General features: G+C 40.1%; 10 protein-coding genes. 7 read left to right on the top strand and 3 right to left on the bottom strand.

Going from position 1 to position 16,273, the window contains the following annotated elements; genetic code table 11:
* Positions 1 to 151: 151 nt before the first annotated feature.
* Both BV214_RS15430 and BV214_RS15425 read right to left on the bottom strand, forming a co-directional pair.
* Positions 152 to 1,564 (bottom strand): alpha/beta hydrolase, encoded by a 1,413-nt coding sequence (locus BV214_RS15430; RefSeq protein WP_086478403.1) that lies wholly within the window; start codon positions 1,562 to 1,564, stop codon positions 152 to 154.
* 340 nt (positions 1,565 to 1,904) lie between these two features.
* Positions 1,905 to 2,357, bottom strand: coding sequence for an Lrp/AsnC family transcriptional regulator (locus tag BV214_RS15425; RefSeq protein ID WP_086478402.1), 453 nt, complete (start codon positions 2,355 to 2,357; stop codon positions 1,905 to 1,907).
* Positions 2,358 to 2,476: 119 nt separating this feature from the next.
* On the opposite strand from BV214_RS15425, the gene BV214_RS15420 reads away from it, so the two are divergent.
* Positions 2,477 to 2,872, top strand: a complete 396-nt coding sequence (locus BV214_RS15420) for a hypothetical protein (RefSeq protein ID WP_086478401.1) — start codon at positions 2,477 to 2,479, stop codon at positions 2,870 to 2,872.
* A 73-nt stretch (positions 2,873 to 2,945) separates the two neighbouring features.
* On the opposite strand, the gene BV214_RS15415 is transcribed toward BV214_RS15420, so the two are convergent.
* Positions 2,946 to 6,404 carry a methylmalonyl-CoA mutase family protein gene (locus BV214_RS15415; protein ID WP_086478400.1) on the bottom strand — a complete coding sequence of 1,153 codons (3,459 nt, stop codon included), beginning with the start codon at positions 6,402 to 6,404 and terminating at the stop codon, positions 2,946 to 2,948.
* 249 nt (positions 6,405 to 6,653) lie between these two features.
* Here BV214_RS15415 and purU point away from each other — a divergent pair, with 249 nt between their 5' ends.
* The 6 genes from purU (at position 6,654) to BV214_RS15380 (ending at position 16,266) form a co-directional block, all read left to right on the top strand.
* Positions 6,654 to 7,505, top strand: a complete 852-nt coding sequence (gene purU, locus BV214_RS15410) for a formyltetrahydrofolate deformylase (RefSeq protein ID WP_086478399.1) — start codon at positions 6,654 to 6,656, stop codon at positions 7,503 to 7,505.
* A 101-nt stretch (positions 7,506 to 7,606) separates the two neighbouring features.
* Positions 7,607 to 8,314: a DUF4197 domain-containing protein gene (locus BV214_RS15405; protein WP_086478398.1), complete on the top strand. Its 708-nt coding sequence runs from the start codon at positions 7,607 to 7,609 to the stop codon at positions 8,312 to 8,314.
* A gap of 932 nt (positions 8,315 to 9,246) precedes the next feature.
* Positions 9,247 to 10,176, top strand: coding sequence for a helix-turn-helix domain-containing protein (locus BV214_RS16855; RefSeq protein ID WP_176328535.1), 930 nt, complete (start codon positions 9,247 to 9,249; stop codon positions 10,174 to 10,176).
* A gap of 162 nt (positions 10,177 to 10,338) precedes the next feature.
* Entirely contained in the window at positions 10,339 to 10,521 is a 183-nt protein-coding gene (locus BV214_RS15395) for a hypothetical protein (protein ID WP_086478396.1), read from the top strand.
* 427 nt (positions 10,522 to 10,948) lie between these two features.
* Positions 10,949 to 12,439 (top strand): helix-turn-helix domain-containing protein, encoded by a 1,491-nt coding sequence (locus BV214_RS15385; protein WP_176328534.1) that lies wholly within the window; start codon positions 10,949 to 10,951, stop codon positions 12,437 to 12,439.
* A gap of 713 nt (positions 12,440 to 13,152) precedes the next feature.
* Positions 13,153 to 16,266: a SusC/RagA family TonB-linked outer membrane protein gene (locus BV214_RS15380; protein WP_086478393.1), complete on the top strand. Its 3,114-nt coding sequence runs from the start codon at positions 13,153 to 13,155 to the stop codon at positions 16,264 to 16,266.
* Positions 16,267 to 16,273 lie beyond the last annotated feature (7 nt).

Raw genomic sequence — 16,273 nt, 5'->3', positions numbered from 1 at the left:
TTCCTGCAAAAATACACAACTTTTCCGCTTAAATAAATCAGAACACCACTAAAACCTCTGCCCCTAGGGACTCAATAAAATTCTATAGTGTTAGGGCGACAAACAAAATCAACCTACAAGCTAAACTTATTGCTGCATTCATTTAGTAAGACTACTCCTCTATGACTTCGTAGCGGGCCTTTTTTAGATACTTCTCTACTATTTCATTGAATTCTGGCGTTATCCTTAATAAGGCTGTATTTTCCAACTCATACAATTTTTCCTTGTCCGTATAGCCATTCTTAAGCAGTTCTTCCAAATAAAATAAGGAAGTACCATAATCATCTATCTTGGCACTGTAAGAAATAATTTTCAGATAATAACTATACTCTTTGGGCTGCGTAATGGTCTTCAGCATCCATAATAAACTTAAGGCATCGTAGTCTACCTCTTTCTCTGACTCCAAAAGATCTATTTTATCTTCAATAAGCGCATTCACAAACCCTAGGAGTCGCTTCCCCATTTGCTGCTCTGCAAGGAGCTTACTTTTTTCATACTTTTTAAGCTCCTCCATTTGGTACATCCACCATCCAATATTCTTGAAGTTATAGGTAGCAATATCCTCTTCTAGGTAGTAATGGTAATCTTCCAAAATAAATGATTCTTTTAGCAACGCACTGTTTTCATTGCGTTTCATAGCCTTATACCCCTTATCTCTTCTCAGCTCTCTTTTTATTTCCTTTAAGGTAACTGTTTCCCTGAGGGGGCCAAAAGAAGCCTCCATTCCCTCCAAGTAGGCATAGGCCTCCAACAGTTTATTGGAATTTATAAGCGCATTTAGCTCGGCAAGATTCTGCGAATAGGTTTTATTGATGTAGAGACTATCTTTATCAGCATATCCTTTTTCCATTGCATACAAGGTCCACCGTTCCATTGCAGTTCTAAAATAGCTACTTTCTGGCCACTGGTGCCCCCCATCGAAGGCCATTAAAAGATTGGGGAATTTTAATTTATCGAATTTGGATTTGGTTGCCAACATATCTTGATAAGCAAAATCTTCCCTCCCAACAACCCCGATAAAATAAAAAGGCTGGTTAACTTTCATTACCTCCAAGCTTTGAAATACTGCGCCACTGGAAAGCACACCCGATATTCCATTGATAAAAAGGGGCAATACACTAGCAAACTGGCCCCCTTGGGCAAATCCTCCTACATAGGTTCTATTTTTTTTGATAGGTAATAAATTGACTACCGTATTAAACAATCTCCCTGCAATCATAATGTTTTGCGAAGTAGATAGCGTATCACTCAGATTATCGGAGGCAGCCAAAATATAGCCTTGGTCTTCTGCGGCTACCCTAAACATACTTAAGGCCTGCTTTCCTTTTCCCTCCATATCAAAGACAAAGAGAATTGGCCAATTCTTTCCCAACTCAAAACTAGAGGGCAGATACAGGGAGAAAGTTTCAGAAATGGAATCCTTTACCGAAATGGAGTCCATTACCACCCCTTTTTTGAAAGTTATCTCTTGTGCATTGCCACCAATCACTGTTCCCAGGAACAGCAGTATAATTAATTTCCTCATAGACGAAACCTCATCAAATATCTAGCCAAATTATTAAATCCCACCCAACAGAACAACTATTGGGAGCACTCTAAACCACCTAATCGCACCTTTAGAAGCATACGCCTCCCTCATCCGATTATTAAAGAAAACAATAAAAACCATGGTATCAAAACCATACCACCTAGCTTTCTATAAAAAGCCAACATTTACCTTTAAAAGCATCTTGTTATTTCTATTCACTTTTAATAAGCCATACAAAAGCATATTCGTTGAATTTCATGCTTCATTTTCACCAAGGTATAAGTACTACCTTAAATATTGCGCAGAGCCCTAACCAAAAACTGAAAAGCAAGTTCTTCTAGTTTTCAACTCCTTTGATTGGAGCATTAGATACCACATCGGACAATACGATATGGGTTCTAGTTTCCCCGTATTGGATAAGCTTATCGATAAACATTTCCAAATGAAACTGATCCCTTAATACCACCATCATTATTATATTTTCATTTCCAGTAATTCGGTAACAGTTCACCACTTCTTCAAATGAATTTACGGCCTCTAAAAACGGTTTCAACTTCCCCATAAAGGCACGCAAGGTAATGATGGCCTTTAATTGATAACCAGCATGGGAATGGGAAACCACAGCCTTGTAGCCGGAGATGATTCCCACGTCTTCCATCTTCTTCACCCGCTCCCCTACTGCAGGGGCAGTGAGTCCCACTTTCCTACCTATATTCGCGAAAGATTCGCGGGCATTTTCCTGTAGGGATCTTAAAATCTTCCAATTAAGCCTGTCTATTTTTGCTTTCAAAATAAAATTGATTGATAATTTTTGCTTTCGATAGCTAATTTACGCTTTTACCATACAATCCAAAGTCCTTTTCAATTAATTCCACGTAACTTTATAATATAAAAGTTGTTGAATTTAAAATGACCTACAAAAATCTTAGTTCGTTGCCTATTTACCGTAAATCTCTGGACCTCTTACAGATGAGCAGGGAAATTGCGTCTTATGTTACCCATAACAAAGATTTGCTAAAGCTTTATCAATCCAACAGCTTACGCGACAATATTGCCGATTCCCTACTTACCGATTCCATTCTTATCCCGCAACAGATTGCAGCTGCCGAAAGGTCTGAATCCTATGCTGCGCGGATGAGAAGTGCCACCTTTATTAATATTATTATCAAAAACATCAATTCCTATTGTATAGGATTGGAAAAAGATGGGGTGAAGGAAAAGGAATACCTAAACCTGCTTCGAAAGGAGGTTAAAAGCTTTAGACGCTTGTACAAGGTATGGAGGCGCTCCATGCGTCGCCTATAAAAAGACCCTAGCCCCTTAGGCATGGTCTATAATGCTAGCTCAAGACTACATTATTTAGATACCCAGCAACCATTTACATATTTCGCCTGTACTGTCCGCCCACCTCAAAGAGGGCCTTGGTTATTTGCCCTAAGGAACAGTATTTGGTTACTTCCATTAGACATTCAAACATATTTTCGTTTTTAATGGCCGCCTGTTGCAAATGCTTCAATTGAGCATCTACCTTGTCTTGGTTCCTTTGATGCAAATTATTAAGGGTCTCTATCTGATTCTGCTTCTCTTCTTCCGTAGCTCTTATCACTTCTGCAGGTAAAATAGTGGGCGACCCTTGATCACTTAGGTAGGTATTTACCCCAATTATAGGAAACTCTCCACTGTGCTTTAGATGCTCATAGTAAAGACTCTCTTCCTGGATTTTAGATCGTTGGTACATGGTCTCCATGGCACCCAGCACCCCGCCCCGTTCGGTTATTCGATCGAACTCCATTAACACGGCTGCCTCTACCAAATCTGTTAATTCCTCAATTATAAAAGAACCTTGCAGCGGGTTTTCGTTTTTGGCTAACCCCAATTCTTTATTAATAATCAACTGAATAGCCATTGCCCTACGCACCGACTCCTCTGTTGGAGTCGTTATTGCCTCGTCATAGGCATTGGTATGCAGCGAATTACAATTATCGTAGATAGCGTATAAGGCCTGTAAGGTGGTCCTTATATCGTTAAAATCAATTTCTTGGGCGTGCAGGCTCCTACCTGAAGTTTGTATATGGTACTTTAACATCTGCGCTCGGGGTCCTGCCCCGTATTTCCTCTTCATAGCCTTGGACCAAATTTTCCTTGCCACCCTACCTATTACCGCATACTCGGGATCTATTCCATTGGAAAAGAAAAAGGAAAGGTTGGGTCCAAATTTATCAATATCCATTCCCCTACTTAAATAGTATTCCACATAGGTAAAGCCGTTGGCCAGCGTAAAAGCCAGCTGGGTGATAGGGTTGGCCCCTGCCTCGGCAATATGGTAACCAGAAATGGATACCGAATAAAAATTGCGGACTTTATTTTTGATAAAGTATTCCTGTACATCCCCCATCAATCTAAGGGCGAACTCCGTGGAGAATATGCAGGTATTCTGCGCTTGATCTTCCTTTAAAATATCGGCCTGCACCGTACCTCTTACCTGGCGTATGGTCTTGCTCTTTATTTCACGATACACTTCTTCTGGCAAAACTTGATCCCCAGTAACCCCTAATAACATGAGTCCCAAACCGTTGTTGCCCTTGGGCAGCTTACCGTGGTATTTAGGCCTTAAATTTTCCTTTCCACTAAAGAGGGAGGCAATTTTTTTCTCTACCTCATCTTCAAGTCCGTTCTCCTTGATATATTTCTCACAATTTTGATCGATGGCCGCATTCATAAAATACCCCAATAACATGGGCGCCGGCCCATTGATGGTCATACTTACCGAAGTCATAGCATCGCTTAAGTCGAATCCTGAATACAACTTCTTAGCATCGTCCAAGCAACATACGGAAACCCCGGCATTCCCGATCTTACCGTAAATATCGGGTCGTTTATCCGGGTCGTTACCGTAGAGTGTTACCGAATCGAAGGCAGTAGACAACCTTTTTGCGGGAAGACCAAGACTCACATAATGAAACCTCCTATTGGTCCGCTCCGGACCGCCTTCCCCTGCAAACATCCTTGTTGGATCTTCACCAGCGCGTTTAAAAGGATACAATCCGGCCGTATAGGGGAACTTTCCAGGTACATTTTCTTGCAGCATCCAAAGTAGGAGGTCTCCCCATGCTTTGTATTTGGGAAGTGCTATTTTGGGAATTTCGGACTGTGAAAGGGAGGTGGTATGGGTGGCCATTTTAATTTCCTTTCCCCTCACCGTAAAAACATACTCCGGGTTTCTGTACAAACTTACCGTATGCTCCCAATTTAGAATCAGTTTCCAATGCTGAGGGTCTAAGAGTGTCTTTAATGATTGAAATTGATCTATCAACAATTGGATCAGTTGCTTTTTCCCTTCATCCTCTACCAAAGGAAGTAACTTTTCTGCATCAATCCCCGCCTCTGAAAGCAGTATGGAAGTATTTCTCAGGGCTTTGCTCCCCAAAACAGAAACCATTGCTGTATATACACCATATAGTTGTTGCGCCAGTTCTGATTGAGCTTTGGCATTACGATCGTACTCCCTATTGTTATCTGCAATTTCGGATAGGTATCTAGTTCTGGAAGGAGGGATCACAAACAGCCTCTCCTTGTTCCCTTCCGCATGCACAAAGTTAGATTGCAAGTTAGATTCCGTTTTCTCTTTAATACGCTTCATAATAGAACCGTACAGGTTGTTCATACCAGGATCGTTAAATTGTGAGGCGATGGTACCAAACACAGGAAGTTCTTCCTGGTTTGCATCCCACAGGCCATGGTTACGTACAAATTGTTTCCTTACATCTCGGATAGCATCTAAGGCGCCTCTTTTATCGAACTTATTGATAGCCACTAGATCCGCAAAATCTAGCATATCGATTTTCTCCAATTGAGTAGCGGCTCCAAACTCGGGCGTCATCACATAGAGAGACACATCACTGTGCTCTACAATAGCGGTATCGGATTGCCCAATTCCCGAGGTTTCTAAGATAATTAGGTCAAACCCTGCTCCTTTTAGCACCCGCACCGCTTCATCTATATGTTTGGACAGTGATCGATTAGATTGCCTTGTGGCAAGGGAGCGCATATACACCCTAGCATCATTGATGGCATTCATGCGGATACGATCTCCCAGCAAGGCACCTCCCGTTTTTCGTTTAGAGGGGTCTACCGAAATTATCCCAACAGTCCCCTCCTTAAAATCCATTAAAAATCTTCTTACTAGTTCATCTACCAAGCTAGATTTTCCTGCCCCACCCGTTCCGGTAACTCCTAAAACGGGCACCTGCTTGCCATCCCCTTTTAAAATTGGGACATACTTTTGAAAATCGGCATTTCTATTTTCGGCCAAACTAATTAACCTAGCAATAGTGGGCACATGCTTTTCCCGCAACAAATCTTTTACTTCTTCGGGATCCTCTGGCTTTAGCCCTGGCGTGGGGAAGTCGCTTTGCTCCACCAAATCATCAATCATTCCCTGGAGTCCCATAGTCCGACCATCATCTGGGGCATAAATCCTTGTTATGCCGTAATCCATCAACTCCTTTATTTCTTGGGGAAGGATAACGCCACCACCACCGCCAAAAATTTTTATATGGTCTGCCCCACGCTCCACCAATAGGTCGCGCATAAACATAAAGTATTCGTTATGACCACCTTGATAGGAAGTAATAGCAATGGCATTCACATCTTCTTGTATGGCACAATCTACCACCTCGGAAACACTTCTATCATGCCCTAGATGAATTACCTCAACTCCTGTGGCTTGCATAATTCTCCGCATCATATTAATGGCAGCATCATGACCATCAAACAAGGAGGCCGCCGTTACAATACGCACATTATTAACAGGTTTATAGGAAGGCTTTTTTTTCATTTTCAATCTATTTTACACACTACGAGCTAACAAACACCCATTTCCGTATATCTGGGCTGTAGTATTACTAATAACCAAACAGCTTCAACCCGGTATTAATCCATTCGCAAAACACAGGTATCTATTCCATCGCAATTTAATGAATTCGCAATAATAAAGACCCTAAAGCTACAATATTATAAAAACAGCCAGCACTGGACATTTTTCGCTCTCAAAATCCTAATTTTACTATTTTTAAAACCATACCACTTGAAAACAACCATTCTTATTCATTGTCCCGACCAGGCAGGGATCATCAGCAAGGTTACGGGCTTCATCTACAAGAACGGCGGGAATATTATCTACATAGATCAACATGTAGATAAGGAAGCCGGTGTCTTTTTTATGAGATTAGAAAGCGATTTTGAAAAAAACATTCCAGTAGTTCAAAGCTTAAAGCAACGCTTTGAGGAAGAATTGGCACTCCCCTATCAAATGGAATGGAGTCTTCACTTAGGATCCACAAAACCAAAAATGGCGCTGTACGTTTCTAAATACAATCATTGCCTTTACGACCTATTAAGCAGGTTCCACTCCGGGGAGCTAGCAGTTGAGATCCCCTTTATAATGAGTAATCATCCGGATCTTGCCTATATAGCGCAACAATTTGATATACCCTATCACCATATTCCACATCTAAAGGAAGACAAGCAAGCTTCGGAAAAGGCACAATTGGAGCTTTTAGAGAAATATAAGATAGATTTTATAGTACTTGCGCGCTACATGCAAATCATTACCCCAAAGATCATAGACCGTTTTCCGAACAAAATCATCAACATCCATCATTCCTTCTTACCTGCCTTTGCCGGGGCCAAACCCTATCATGCCGCTTTCCAACGAGGGGTAAAGATAATAGGTGCCACCAGTCACTATGTTACGGAAGAGTTGGATGCCGGACCTATTATAGAGCAGGATGTTACCCGAGTGACCCATGCACATAGCATAAAAGACTTTATCTCTAAAGGTAGGGACCTGGAAAAAATTGTACTCTCTAGGGCCGTTAAACTTCATGTAGACAGAAAAACCATGGTATACAACAATAAAACAGTGATTTTCTCCTAGGGCGTATTCAATGGCCACCTAAAAATCCTTTTAATACCTTACGCATACAGGACCATTTACCTATATTGGGAACAATAACGATAACGAAACAACCATAAAAAATGAAGAAAATAATCCTATTTATAGTCCTATGCCAGTTTTTAGGATGTGCGGAATTACAACAGGTAGTAAACCAGATACCCCAAGGGGGCGGTACGCTAGGAAATAACGAAATTGCCCTTGGACTCCGAGAGGCTTTGGATATGGGCATCCAAAAACAAGTTGGCAAACTCACGCAACAAGATGGTTTCTACCAAAATGAATTGGTTAAAATACTATTGCCTGAAGAATTACAAAAGGTAGACAAAACCCTAAGGGATATTGGACTCTCCAATTTAGCAGACGAAGGATTAAAGATCCTAAACAGGGCAGCTGAGGATGCTGTTAAGGAAGCTACTCCAATCTTTGTAGATGCGGTGAAAGGGATCACCTTCACAGATGCCAAACAAATATTGATGGGACCGGACAACGCAGCCACCCAATACCTTGAGCAGACTACACAAACCCAACTCTACGATGCATTTCACCCAGTAATAGAACAATCCTTCACTAAGGTAGGTGCAGACCAGATATGGAACAACTTAATTCACCGGTACAACTCCCTTCCCTTTACCAATTCCGTAAATCCAGACCTAACAGATTACGTGACCCAAGAAGCACTACAAGGCGTATATACCATGATTGCGGTTGAAGAGCAACAAATTAGAAACCAAGTTTCTTCAAGAACCACCGCATTGCTTAAGCGGGTTTTTGCCTTACAGGATCAATAGGCTAAGGGAATATCCATATTGCCGGAGGTGGGATATAAAACCACTCCGGCACACTTAATTCTAGTAAAAAAGTCGCTATAGCCTGTCTAGACAGCTTTTCGCACCTTTGATAATTAGGGCTTCTGGTCCTACCTACGCTTACAATAGCCGCTTTTGGCATTCTTTATGCCCTGTCCAGATTTACAAAATACTTATCCCATACAACCCTCACCATCATGCTTTTAACATTCAACTAACAGCAATGAAATTGCCCAAAGCGACATCAAATTAACTTTTTATTGGGAGAATTTGGGGCATTATTAATTAATTTAAAAAGGACTAATTCATCAATCACACCTTCCATTACTATGCAATCGCTATGGGTCATACCAATTATGCTACTATTTTCCATTTCCTTCAATTACCCTACCCAAACCATAGTTACGAGCAACGCCAACCAAGCTGATTTGGAAATATCTCCCCTTCAATTTCAAGCTACCATCCCCCCTTCTATACCCTTATCCCAAAATGTCACCTACTCCCCCTTACATCAACTAGGCGCTTGTCCCCATTTGAGAAGGAACCTATTTAGGACAACCAACCAACCAAAGTTAGTCTTGATGTCTGCTCTTACCATATGGGTTATCAGTTATATTCATATTTCCCCCTTCCCAGCTTCCCTATATCATTCCTTTAAAATCCCGGATACTCAACTAGACTCCACCTCCCCTTCTATCCCTATACCCGCTATAGAAGTAACCCTTTTCTCATTTATCTACTTATTTATTGCGCTAATCGGTTTTTTTGTTGCTATCATAATAAATTTCAATCCAACGATCAATACTATTGCAAAGGCGCTAATCAGCAGTTTTATATTTATCCATTCCTTTTTTATTTTCCATATCTTCTTCAGCTTAACTAATTTCCAGTATCATTTTCCCAACTCTTATAGAATGTCTACCATATTTTCCTTCCTATATGGTCCGTTGTTATATTTCTATTTTAAAAGGATTACCCAAGATTACAAGTTTAAGGCTTGGGACTTGTTGCATTTATTACCCAGCCTTGTATTGGCGTTTTACCTGGTTCCCATATACTTATTGACTAAAGATGAAAAGTTAGCCTTACTATTAGCAAAGGCTAGCGGAGAGTTTACGCAGACCAAGGATTTTGAGGTAATCACCTTGGTAGCCACCAAGCTTTTATCCTTGGTGGTTTATGGTATTTTAATCGCCAGATTATACTTAAAAAGCAAATACAAAACCCTGTATGACCAAGAGCACCTAAGATGGCAAAAGTACATTTTAGGTATACATATAGTATATGTAGTGGCATACGCCATATATGGCTTTATGATTATCAACAACTTATACTCTAACCTACTATTTCATGCTCAAATAATAGCGATGGCCCTAATGGTGTTATATATCGCTTATTCTGCCTATATACAACCCAATGTTTTTAGTGCGATGGAATTTACCACAGGCTATCCTTTTCACAAGTATGAAAAATCTGGATTAACGGATAGTTTATCCTTAGAGCTAAAATCTAAAATCCTACAGCTCATGGAAAATGAGAAAATTTATAAGGAAAACAACCTCAATTTGGAGCAGTTGGCAGACAAGTTGAACACTAACCGCCACAACACCTCTCAGGTAATAAACGAACACTTTAACCAGAGTTTCCATGAGCTGGTGAATACTTATAGAATAAATGAAGCCAAACAACTTTTAAAGGACGACCAGGAAAAATCCTTAAATATTATTGAGATCGCTTATGAGGTAGGATACAACAACAAGGCAACTTTTAACAAAGCATTTAAAAAACATACGAACCTTACCCCAAGCCAGTTTCAGAAAAAACAACTTTCCTCCCGTAATTAAGGTGGCGGTATTATCTAGCCAGAAGCGTAACTTATCCAAAGGTATACCCAAGGAGTGCTCCTTTTCATTCAGTTTAATATTCCTTGATTTAGAAATATAAAATTCCCTAAGCAGAGAGTATAGATCGATTAGGAATCGGACCGAAACTTCCAAAAGCAAATCATGGAATACAACAATGAATGGATATTAGGTTACAGACATCACAACCTACAAAAAGGAAATGCTATGATAAAAGCTAATAAATGGGATGTGAAAGATGTGTACTTAAGAGGTAAAATGCTTACTTCCACCATCTCGTTTATTGCAAAATTAAATTATGGAAATTTCACCGTAAACACATCGTAAGACTACAGCAAGCAAGGGAAGCCGGTTAAAAATAAATGGTTAACCCCTATCGGATTGGTAAAGGTTGATAAGTGTTTACCTACATTTGTCTTAAAATCGATTAATTTGTTCTGCAGTAAAATAAGTTGTAATGCAGCTCTGATATACTCTTTTAGAAAAGACAGTACCATCTGTTTTGTTTTAAGAATTATTATTTGAATTAGCGTTAAAATAATATTTTCGGAGCTGCATTTTATGATTTCACCCATTTTCCCGCCTGGAATCCACTACATCTGTAAAAACACCACTACTTTTTAACGCTCATTTAAGAATATTACAAAGCACAAACCGCCTTAAAAATGTTATTTTTGTGCCTTTATTGGCGTAATTCACTATGGGCATAAAACAATTCCCCTTATTTTTCTGCATATGGACCTGCATTTTATTAATGCAACCTACATGGGCAACCAACACCATACTGACGAAGAATTCGGATTGTAGTCCTATTGAAAACGGGATGGTTACCCTATTAAATATAGAGGGCCTAAGCGCTGAGGAGTGCTTTGAATATGGCAAATGCGAGTACTCTCACCAAAATTACAGCAACGCCTACACCTTTTTGCTCTCTGCCCAGCTAAAAGGACATAGCAGCTCAGCATCTTTCAACAAGTATTTTGCCGCCACCAAAGCGGCCTTAGATTCGCTACAAAAAACTAACAGTCCGCAACTTAATCTACCTGCGACTAAAATTGAACCGAGCAACCAAATAGGTACGGAGAAGCTAACAACAAAGAGCACGGTAGCTCACGACAACTACCTTCATTCCCTTCAAAATTATTTAGTTAACTACATTTCCCTATTGGTGGCAATAGGCGGTATATTTATAGCTATCCGATTGTTGATTAGGTTTCGAAAGGAGGACACCCACAATATATTTTTAGCGATTTTCCTAATAGGTATCTCTATAATGATACTGGAATTAGCCATTTATTGGCTAAATCACTTCAACTACCACCCTAGGGTTTACTTCTTTAAGATGCATTTTTTCTTATGGGCCCCGTCCTTGTATTTATACATACGAAAGAAATTAAGCATTGGAACCAAAACCACTATTAGCGAGTTACTAAAACACTACGGCACCTTTTTTGTTTTTTGCCTACTACTTCTAATAGCGGTCAATACAGACGGCAACGGATCCAGCAGTGATTTCAATCAGATAATTACCCAGATTCTTCACAGTCAATTCATAAAATCTATCCATAGCACACTTTACCTACTGCTTCTGATTGCACTTTACAGGAAGCATAAAAGCATCCTAGATCCCACCAATAAAAAATGGCTTTTTCTCGCCATAGCCTTCTTGGGATTGCTAATGCTTATCCTATACTCGCGTGCTATTTTTAGCCATATAGAGAGCTTTGACTACATCTCCAAGTCGTTTACCGCAATGATCTTATCCCTCTTTGTATGTCTATGCGGCATCATGTTTTTCATTAAACCGGAAATCATCACCGAAACGGAGGTTTTAATTCCAGCAGAGGACAATGTAAAGTACAGAAATTCTGGTCTCACAGAAGCTATGACCAGCACATTAAAATCCCAATTAGTGGAGTTGGTAGAGTCCAAAAAGGTGTATTTAGACAATGGGATCACCTTAGAAAAATTAGCGAAGGAACTAAACACAGATAGATATAGTCTTTCTCAGGTAATAAACCAGGAGTTTGAAAAAAACTTTTATGAGTTTATCAATGATTACCGGGTAGCGGAAGCAGTAAACATCATTGAGAAGAATCAAGGCAAAATTAAACTGGTTGCAGACCTAATATACGAATCAGGCTTCAACAACAAGGTATCCTTTTACAAGGCCTTTAAACGTCGCAAACACATGACCCCCACCCAGTATATTAAGGCCAAATACAAACAACCCAAACCAAGGTAAACCAGGGATCAGCCCAACAACCTCTATATTTCATAGCAACACCTCCATCCTACCTATAAAGTAACACTTTCACTTACAAAAATCACCACCCATACCACTACATAGCTTCTCTAAAACCAGCACGCCTAAGACCTAATTTGGACTACTGGCACCCTACAATACATTTAATCGCTCCAAACAACCGATCCTCATTATCACTAAATAGTCAATCCAAAGCTCCTTCATACAAAAACACCCATTTAAACCAAGGAAATAACCTGCTCCACCCCTACACCATCAACACTACCTAAAAACAACGACTAACCCTTAAAGCAACTCCCAAAAGGGGTATCACCTCCTTAACCACCTGTACTAATTTTGCTATAAACAACATATAAAGACCCATTAGTCGGCTCAAAAAACTCAAAAACCATAGCTTTTTTAAGCAAAAGTTAATTAAATCTTAAAAACCGTTAAAAAGCGTATAACTCCCACAATCACCTATGTATCAATTACTTCCTAATCGCGTAAATGTAATCTTACATCGGGAGAAAGATAATCTAGGTCGGAACTGAATGTAAATATAAACGTCTTACTTTAGTTTGCAGATTGGATCTAATGACTAGGCCTTATAAAAATCTTATGTTTTCAACCAATTATTTGGATTAGCTACCGAAAAACCACCTAGTCATTAGCAATCCAAAAAAGCATTAACTAACTCAAATTAATTTTGTATGAAATTTAAGTACTTTTTATTCTTAAAGCTTTTTCTGGCGTCATTGGTAATGATGGCACAAGAAAAAACTATTACCGGAACGGTAACTGACAAGGATGATTTGCCACTCCCCGGGGTTTCCATAGTTATATCTGGAACTACTAGTGGGACACAAACCGATTTTGACGGTAACTATACCATAAACGCTGCCGTAGGCGACGTTTTAAGATTTAGTTATATCGGGCAGACCACGGTAAGCGTCACCGTAGGAGCTGCTAACACCATTAATGTAAAAATGGAAGAGGACGCACAGGCCCTAGAAGAAGTAGTGGTTACTGGAGTTGCCGGTGCTACGGATAAAAGAAAACTATCTGTAACAGTTGCCTCAGTATCTGCCGACGATCTGGAAAAGGTTCCGGCTAGTTCAGCTGCCAGTGCTCTACAAGGGAAAGTTGCTGGTGTATCCGTAAGCAACCTTGGACGCCCCGGAGAAGGAGCTACCATTATAATGAGAGGAGCCGCCAACCTATACGGATCACAGTCACCTTTAGTTATCATGGACGGTGTTTTCATTGAAGGCGGAATGGCCGACATCAACGTAGATGATATTGCCTCCTTTGAATTGGTAAAGGGAGCTTCCGCATCCTCACTATATGGATCACGTGCAGGTAATGGGGTTATTGTAATTACCACCAAAAGAGGAAAGATTGGAAAGACATCTGTTACCGTAAGAGCAGAGACTGGTATTTCTAGAGTGAACAATTTCATCGACACCAACCAGTCGCACAACTTTGAACTAGCTTCAGATTGGGAAAACTTTAAAGGACAATACACCAAATACGAAGGCGTTACCTATCCAGCTGATTACCAGAGCGTTTATGCCAACTCGGGTCCAACTGCAGTTACTGGCGATCGTATCTTGAAGGCAGACGGTTATGCCGATAATCCTTTTGGTGTATATAACGATTTCCAGGATATCTTCTTTAAGACCGGTATCAATAGAACACTATACACTTCCATATCCTCTGGAGGGGAGAATGTAAGGACCTTCTTCTCCGCAGAAAACACTGATATTGAAGGAGTACTTGCCGAAACCGAAGGGTACGAGCGAAGCAGTATTAGAGCCAACATTGATTACGACATTTTTGATTGGTTAACCTTTAAGGCGAGCAACAACTTTGTACGAGTTGTAGATAACAGCCCAGGAGGAGGAACTGGTATTTACAGAACCATGACCAGATTAAATCCAGACTCCAACGTATTGGCTAGCAACCCTGACGGCCAGCCTTACTACTATTTACCAGACCCGTGGGAATCTGAAATTTCCAACCCACTTTACGCTCTGTACAACAGAGATGCTAGATCGCAACAACAGCGATTCTTAGGAGGATACCTACTAAACGCCAAGTTTACCAACTGGTTAAACATGGACGTAGAGTATTCTTTTGAAAACAACGCGTATAGATTCTCTAGCAATAACAAGTACGAAACGTACACCACTACTGGAGATCAAATTGGATTTGGATATAGCAAAGGATCTTTAAGCAAGAACAATTTCTTGGAAATTTCCCAAAAGGTACAGGCCACTCTAAACTTCAAGAAAGAATTTGGAGAACTAGATTTTATGGCTAAGCTTAGTTATTTAGCTGAGGACAGATCCTATGACTACAATTCCATTACTGGTATTGATTACAAATTTAAAGATCTACCAACTATTGATAACTTTGAAACTAGCAGTATTTATGGAAGCTCTGACTACCAAAGCGAAAGAGCACAGAATATGTTTGCTATTGGAGGTCTTGTCTACAAAGACAGATATATTGTAGATGGTCTATTTAGAAGGGATGGATCTTCCCTATTTGGATCTGAAAACAGATGGAACAACTACTACAGACTTTCTGGTGCCTATAGAATCTCTGAGGACATAGACATCCCAGGAGTCCAAGAATTAAAAATAAATGCTGCCATCGGTACTTCCGGACAACGCCCTGGATTTGACTGGCAGTATGAGCAGACCAACATCAGTCAAGGAAGCCTTTCTTCGGTAAGAAGAAAAGGAAACCCATTCTTGAAGCCGTCTTTAACCACGGAAACTGAATTTGGTTTAAATGCCAGCTTCTTAAACATGTTCGATTTACAGTTTGTTTACTCGGACCAAGTTGTATCGGACCAGTTTATGATTGTAAACCTATTCTCCCCTGCAAATGCTGGAAAAGCAACACAGTGGCAGAATGTGGGTGACCTAGAGTCCCAGACTTACGAATTCTCCCTAAATTCCAGGATTATTGATCAATCCAAACTAAAATGGAGAGTTGGCGTAAACTTTACTACTACCGAAACCATGATTACCAAGTTAAATGCACCGGAGCAAATTGTTGGCCCTACCGATGGAGCTAATGACGAAGGAATTATGTTCCTAATTCGCGAAGGAGTAGAATTTGGAAGCATGTTTGGTAGAAGCTTTGTTACTGATCTGGCAACTATGGAGAAACAATTACCAGCCGGAGCATCTATTTCTGATTACTCAGTAAATGCGGACGGAGTGGTTGTAGAAACTGCAAACATTGGGACAAACAATGAAAAAGCTATCATTAAGGTAGATGAGGACGGCATTCCTGCTTTTGAAAAAATAGGAAATCAAAATGCTGATTTCAGAGTAGGATTAACCTCCAACCTAACCTACAAAAACTTCGATTTCTATATGTTATGGGATTGGAAAAGCGGTGGAGATATCTACAACAAGAATGCTCAGTGGAACACCATTGCAAAAAGAAACGTTATGGTAGATCAGGCAGGAAAGCCAGCTGATCAAAAGAAAACCGTAACTTACTACGAATCTCTGTACGATGTGAACCAAAACAATAAGTTCTGGGTAGAGGACGGTTCTTTTGTAAAGCTTAGGGAGCTATCCTTAGGATATACTCTTCCTGAGAAATACATCAGTAGAATTGGCTTCTTTGATGAAGTGAAATTAAGTTTGATTGGTAGAAACCTATTAACCTTTACAGATTACTTAGGTTGGGATCCGGAAGTTTCTAGATATGACGGCAATACCCAACAGTATTTCTCTCTAGATTATGGCGTATACCCAAATCAGTCTTCCTACTCCATGTCTATCCAGTTTAAATTTTAATAAATAA

The sequence above is a fragment of the Arenibacter amylolyticus genome, from assembly GCF_002150785.1.
Classification (GTDB): Bacteria; Bacteroidota; Bacteroidia; order Flavobacteriales; family Flavobacteriaceae; genus Arenibacter; species Arenibacter amylolyticus.
The sequence above is the reverse complement of the archived record's forward strand: the minus strand, read 5'-3'. Positions and strand labels throughout refer to the sequence as shown.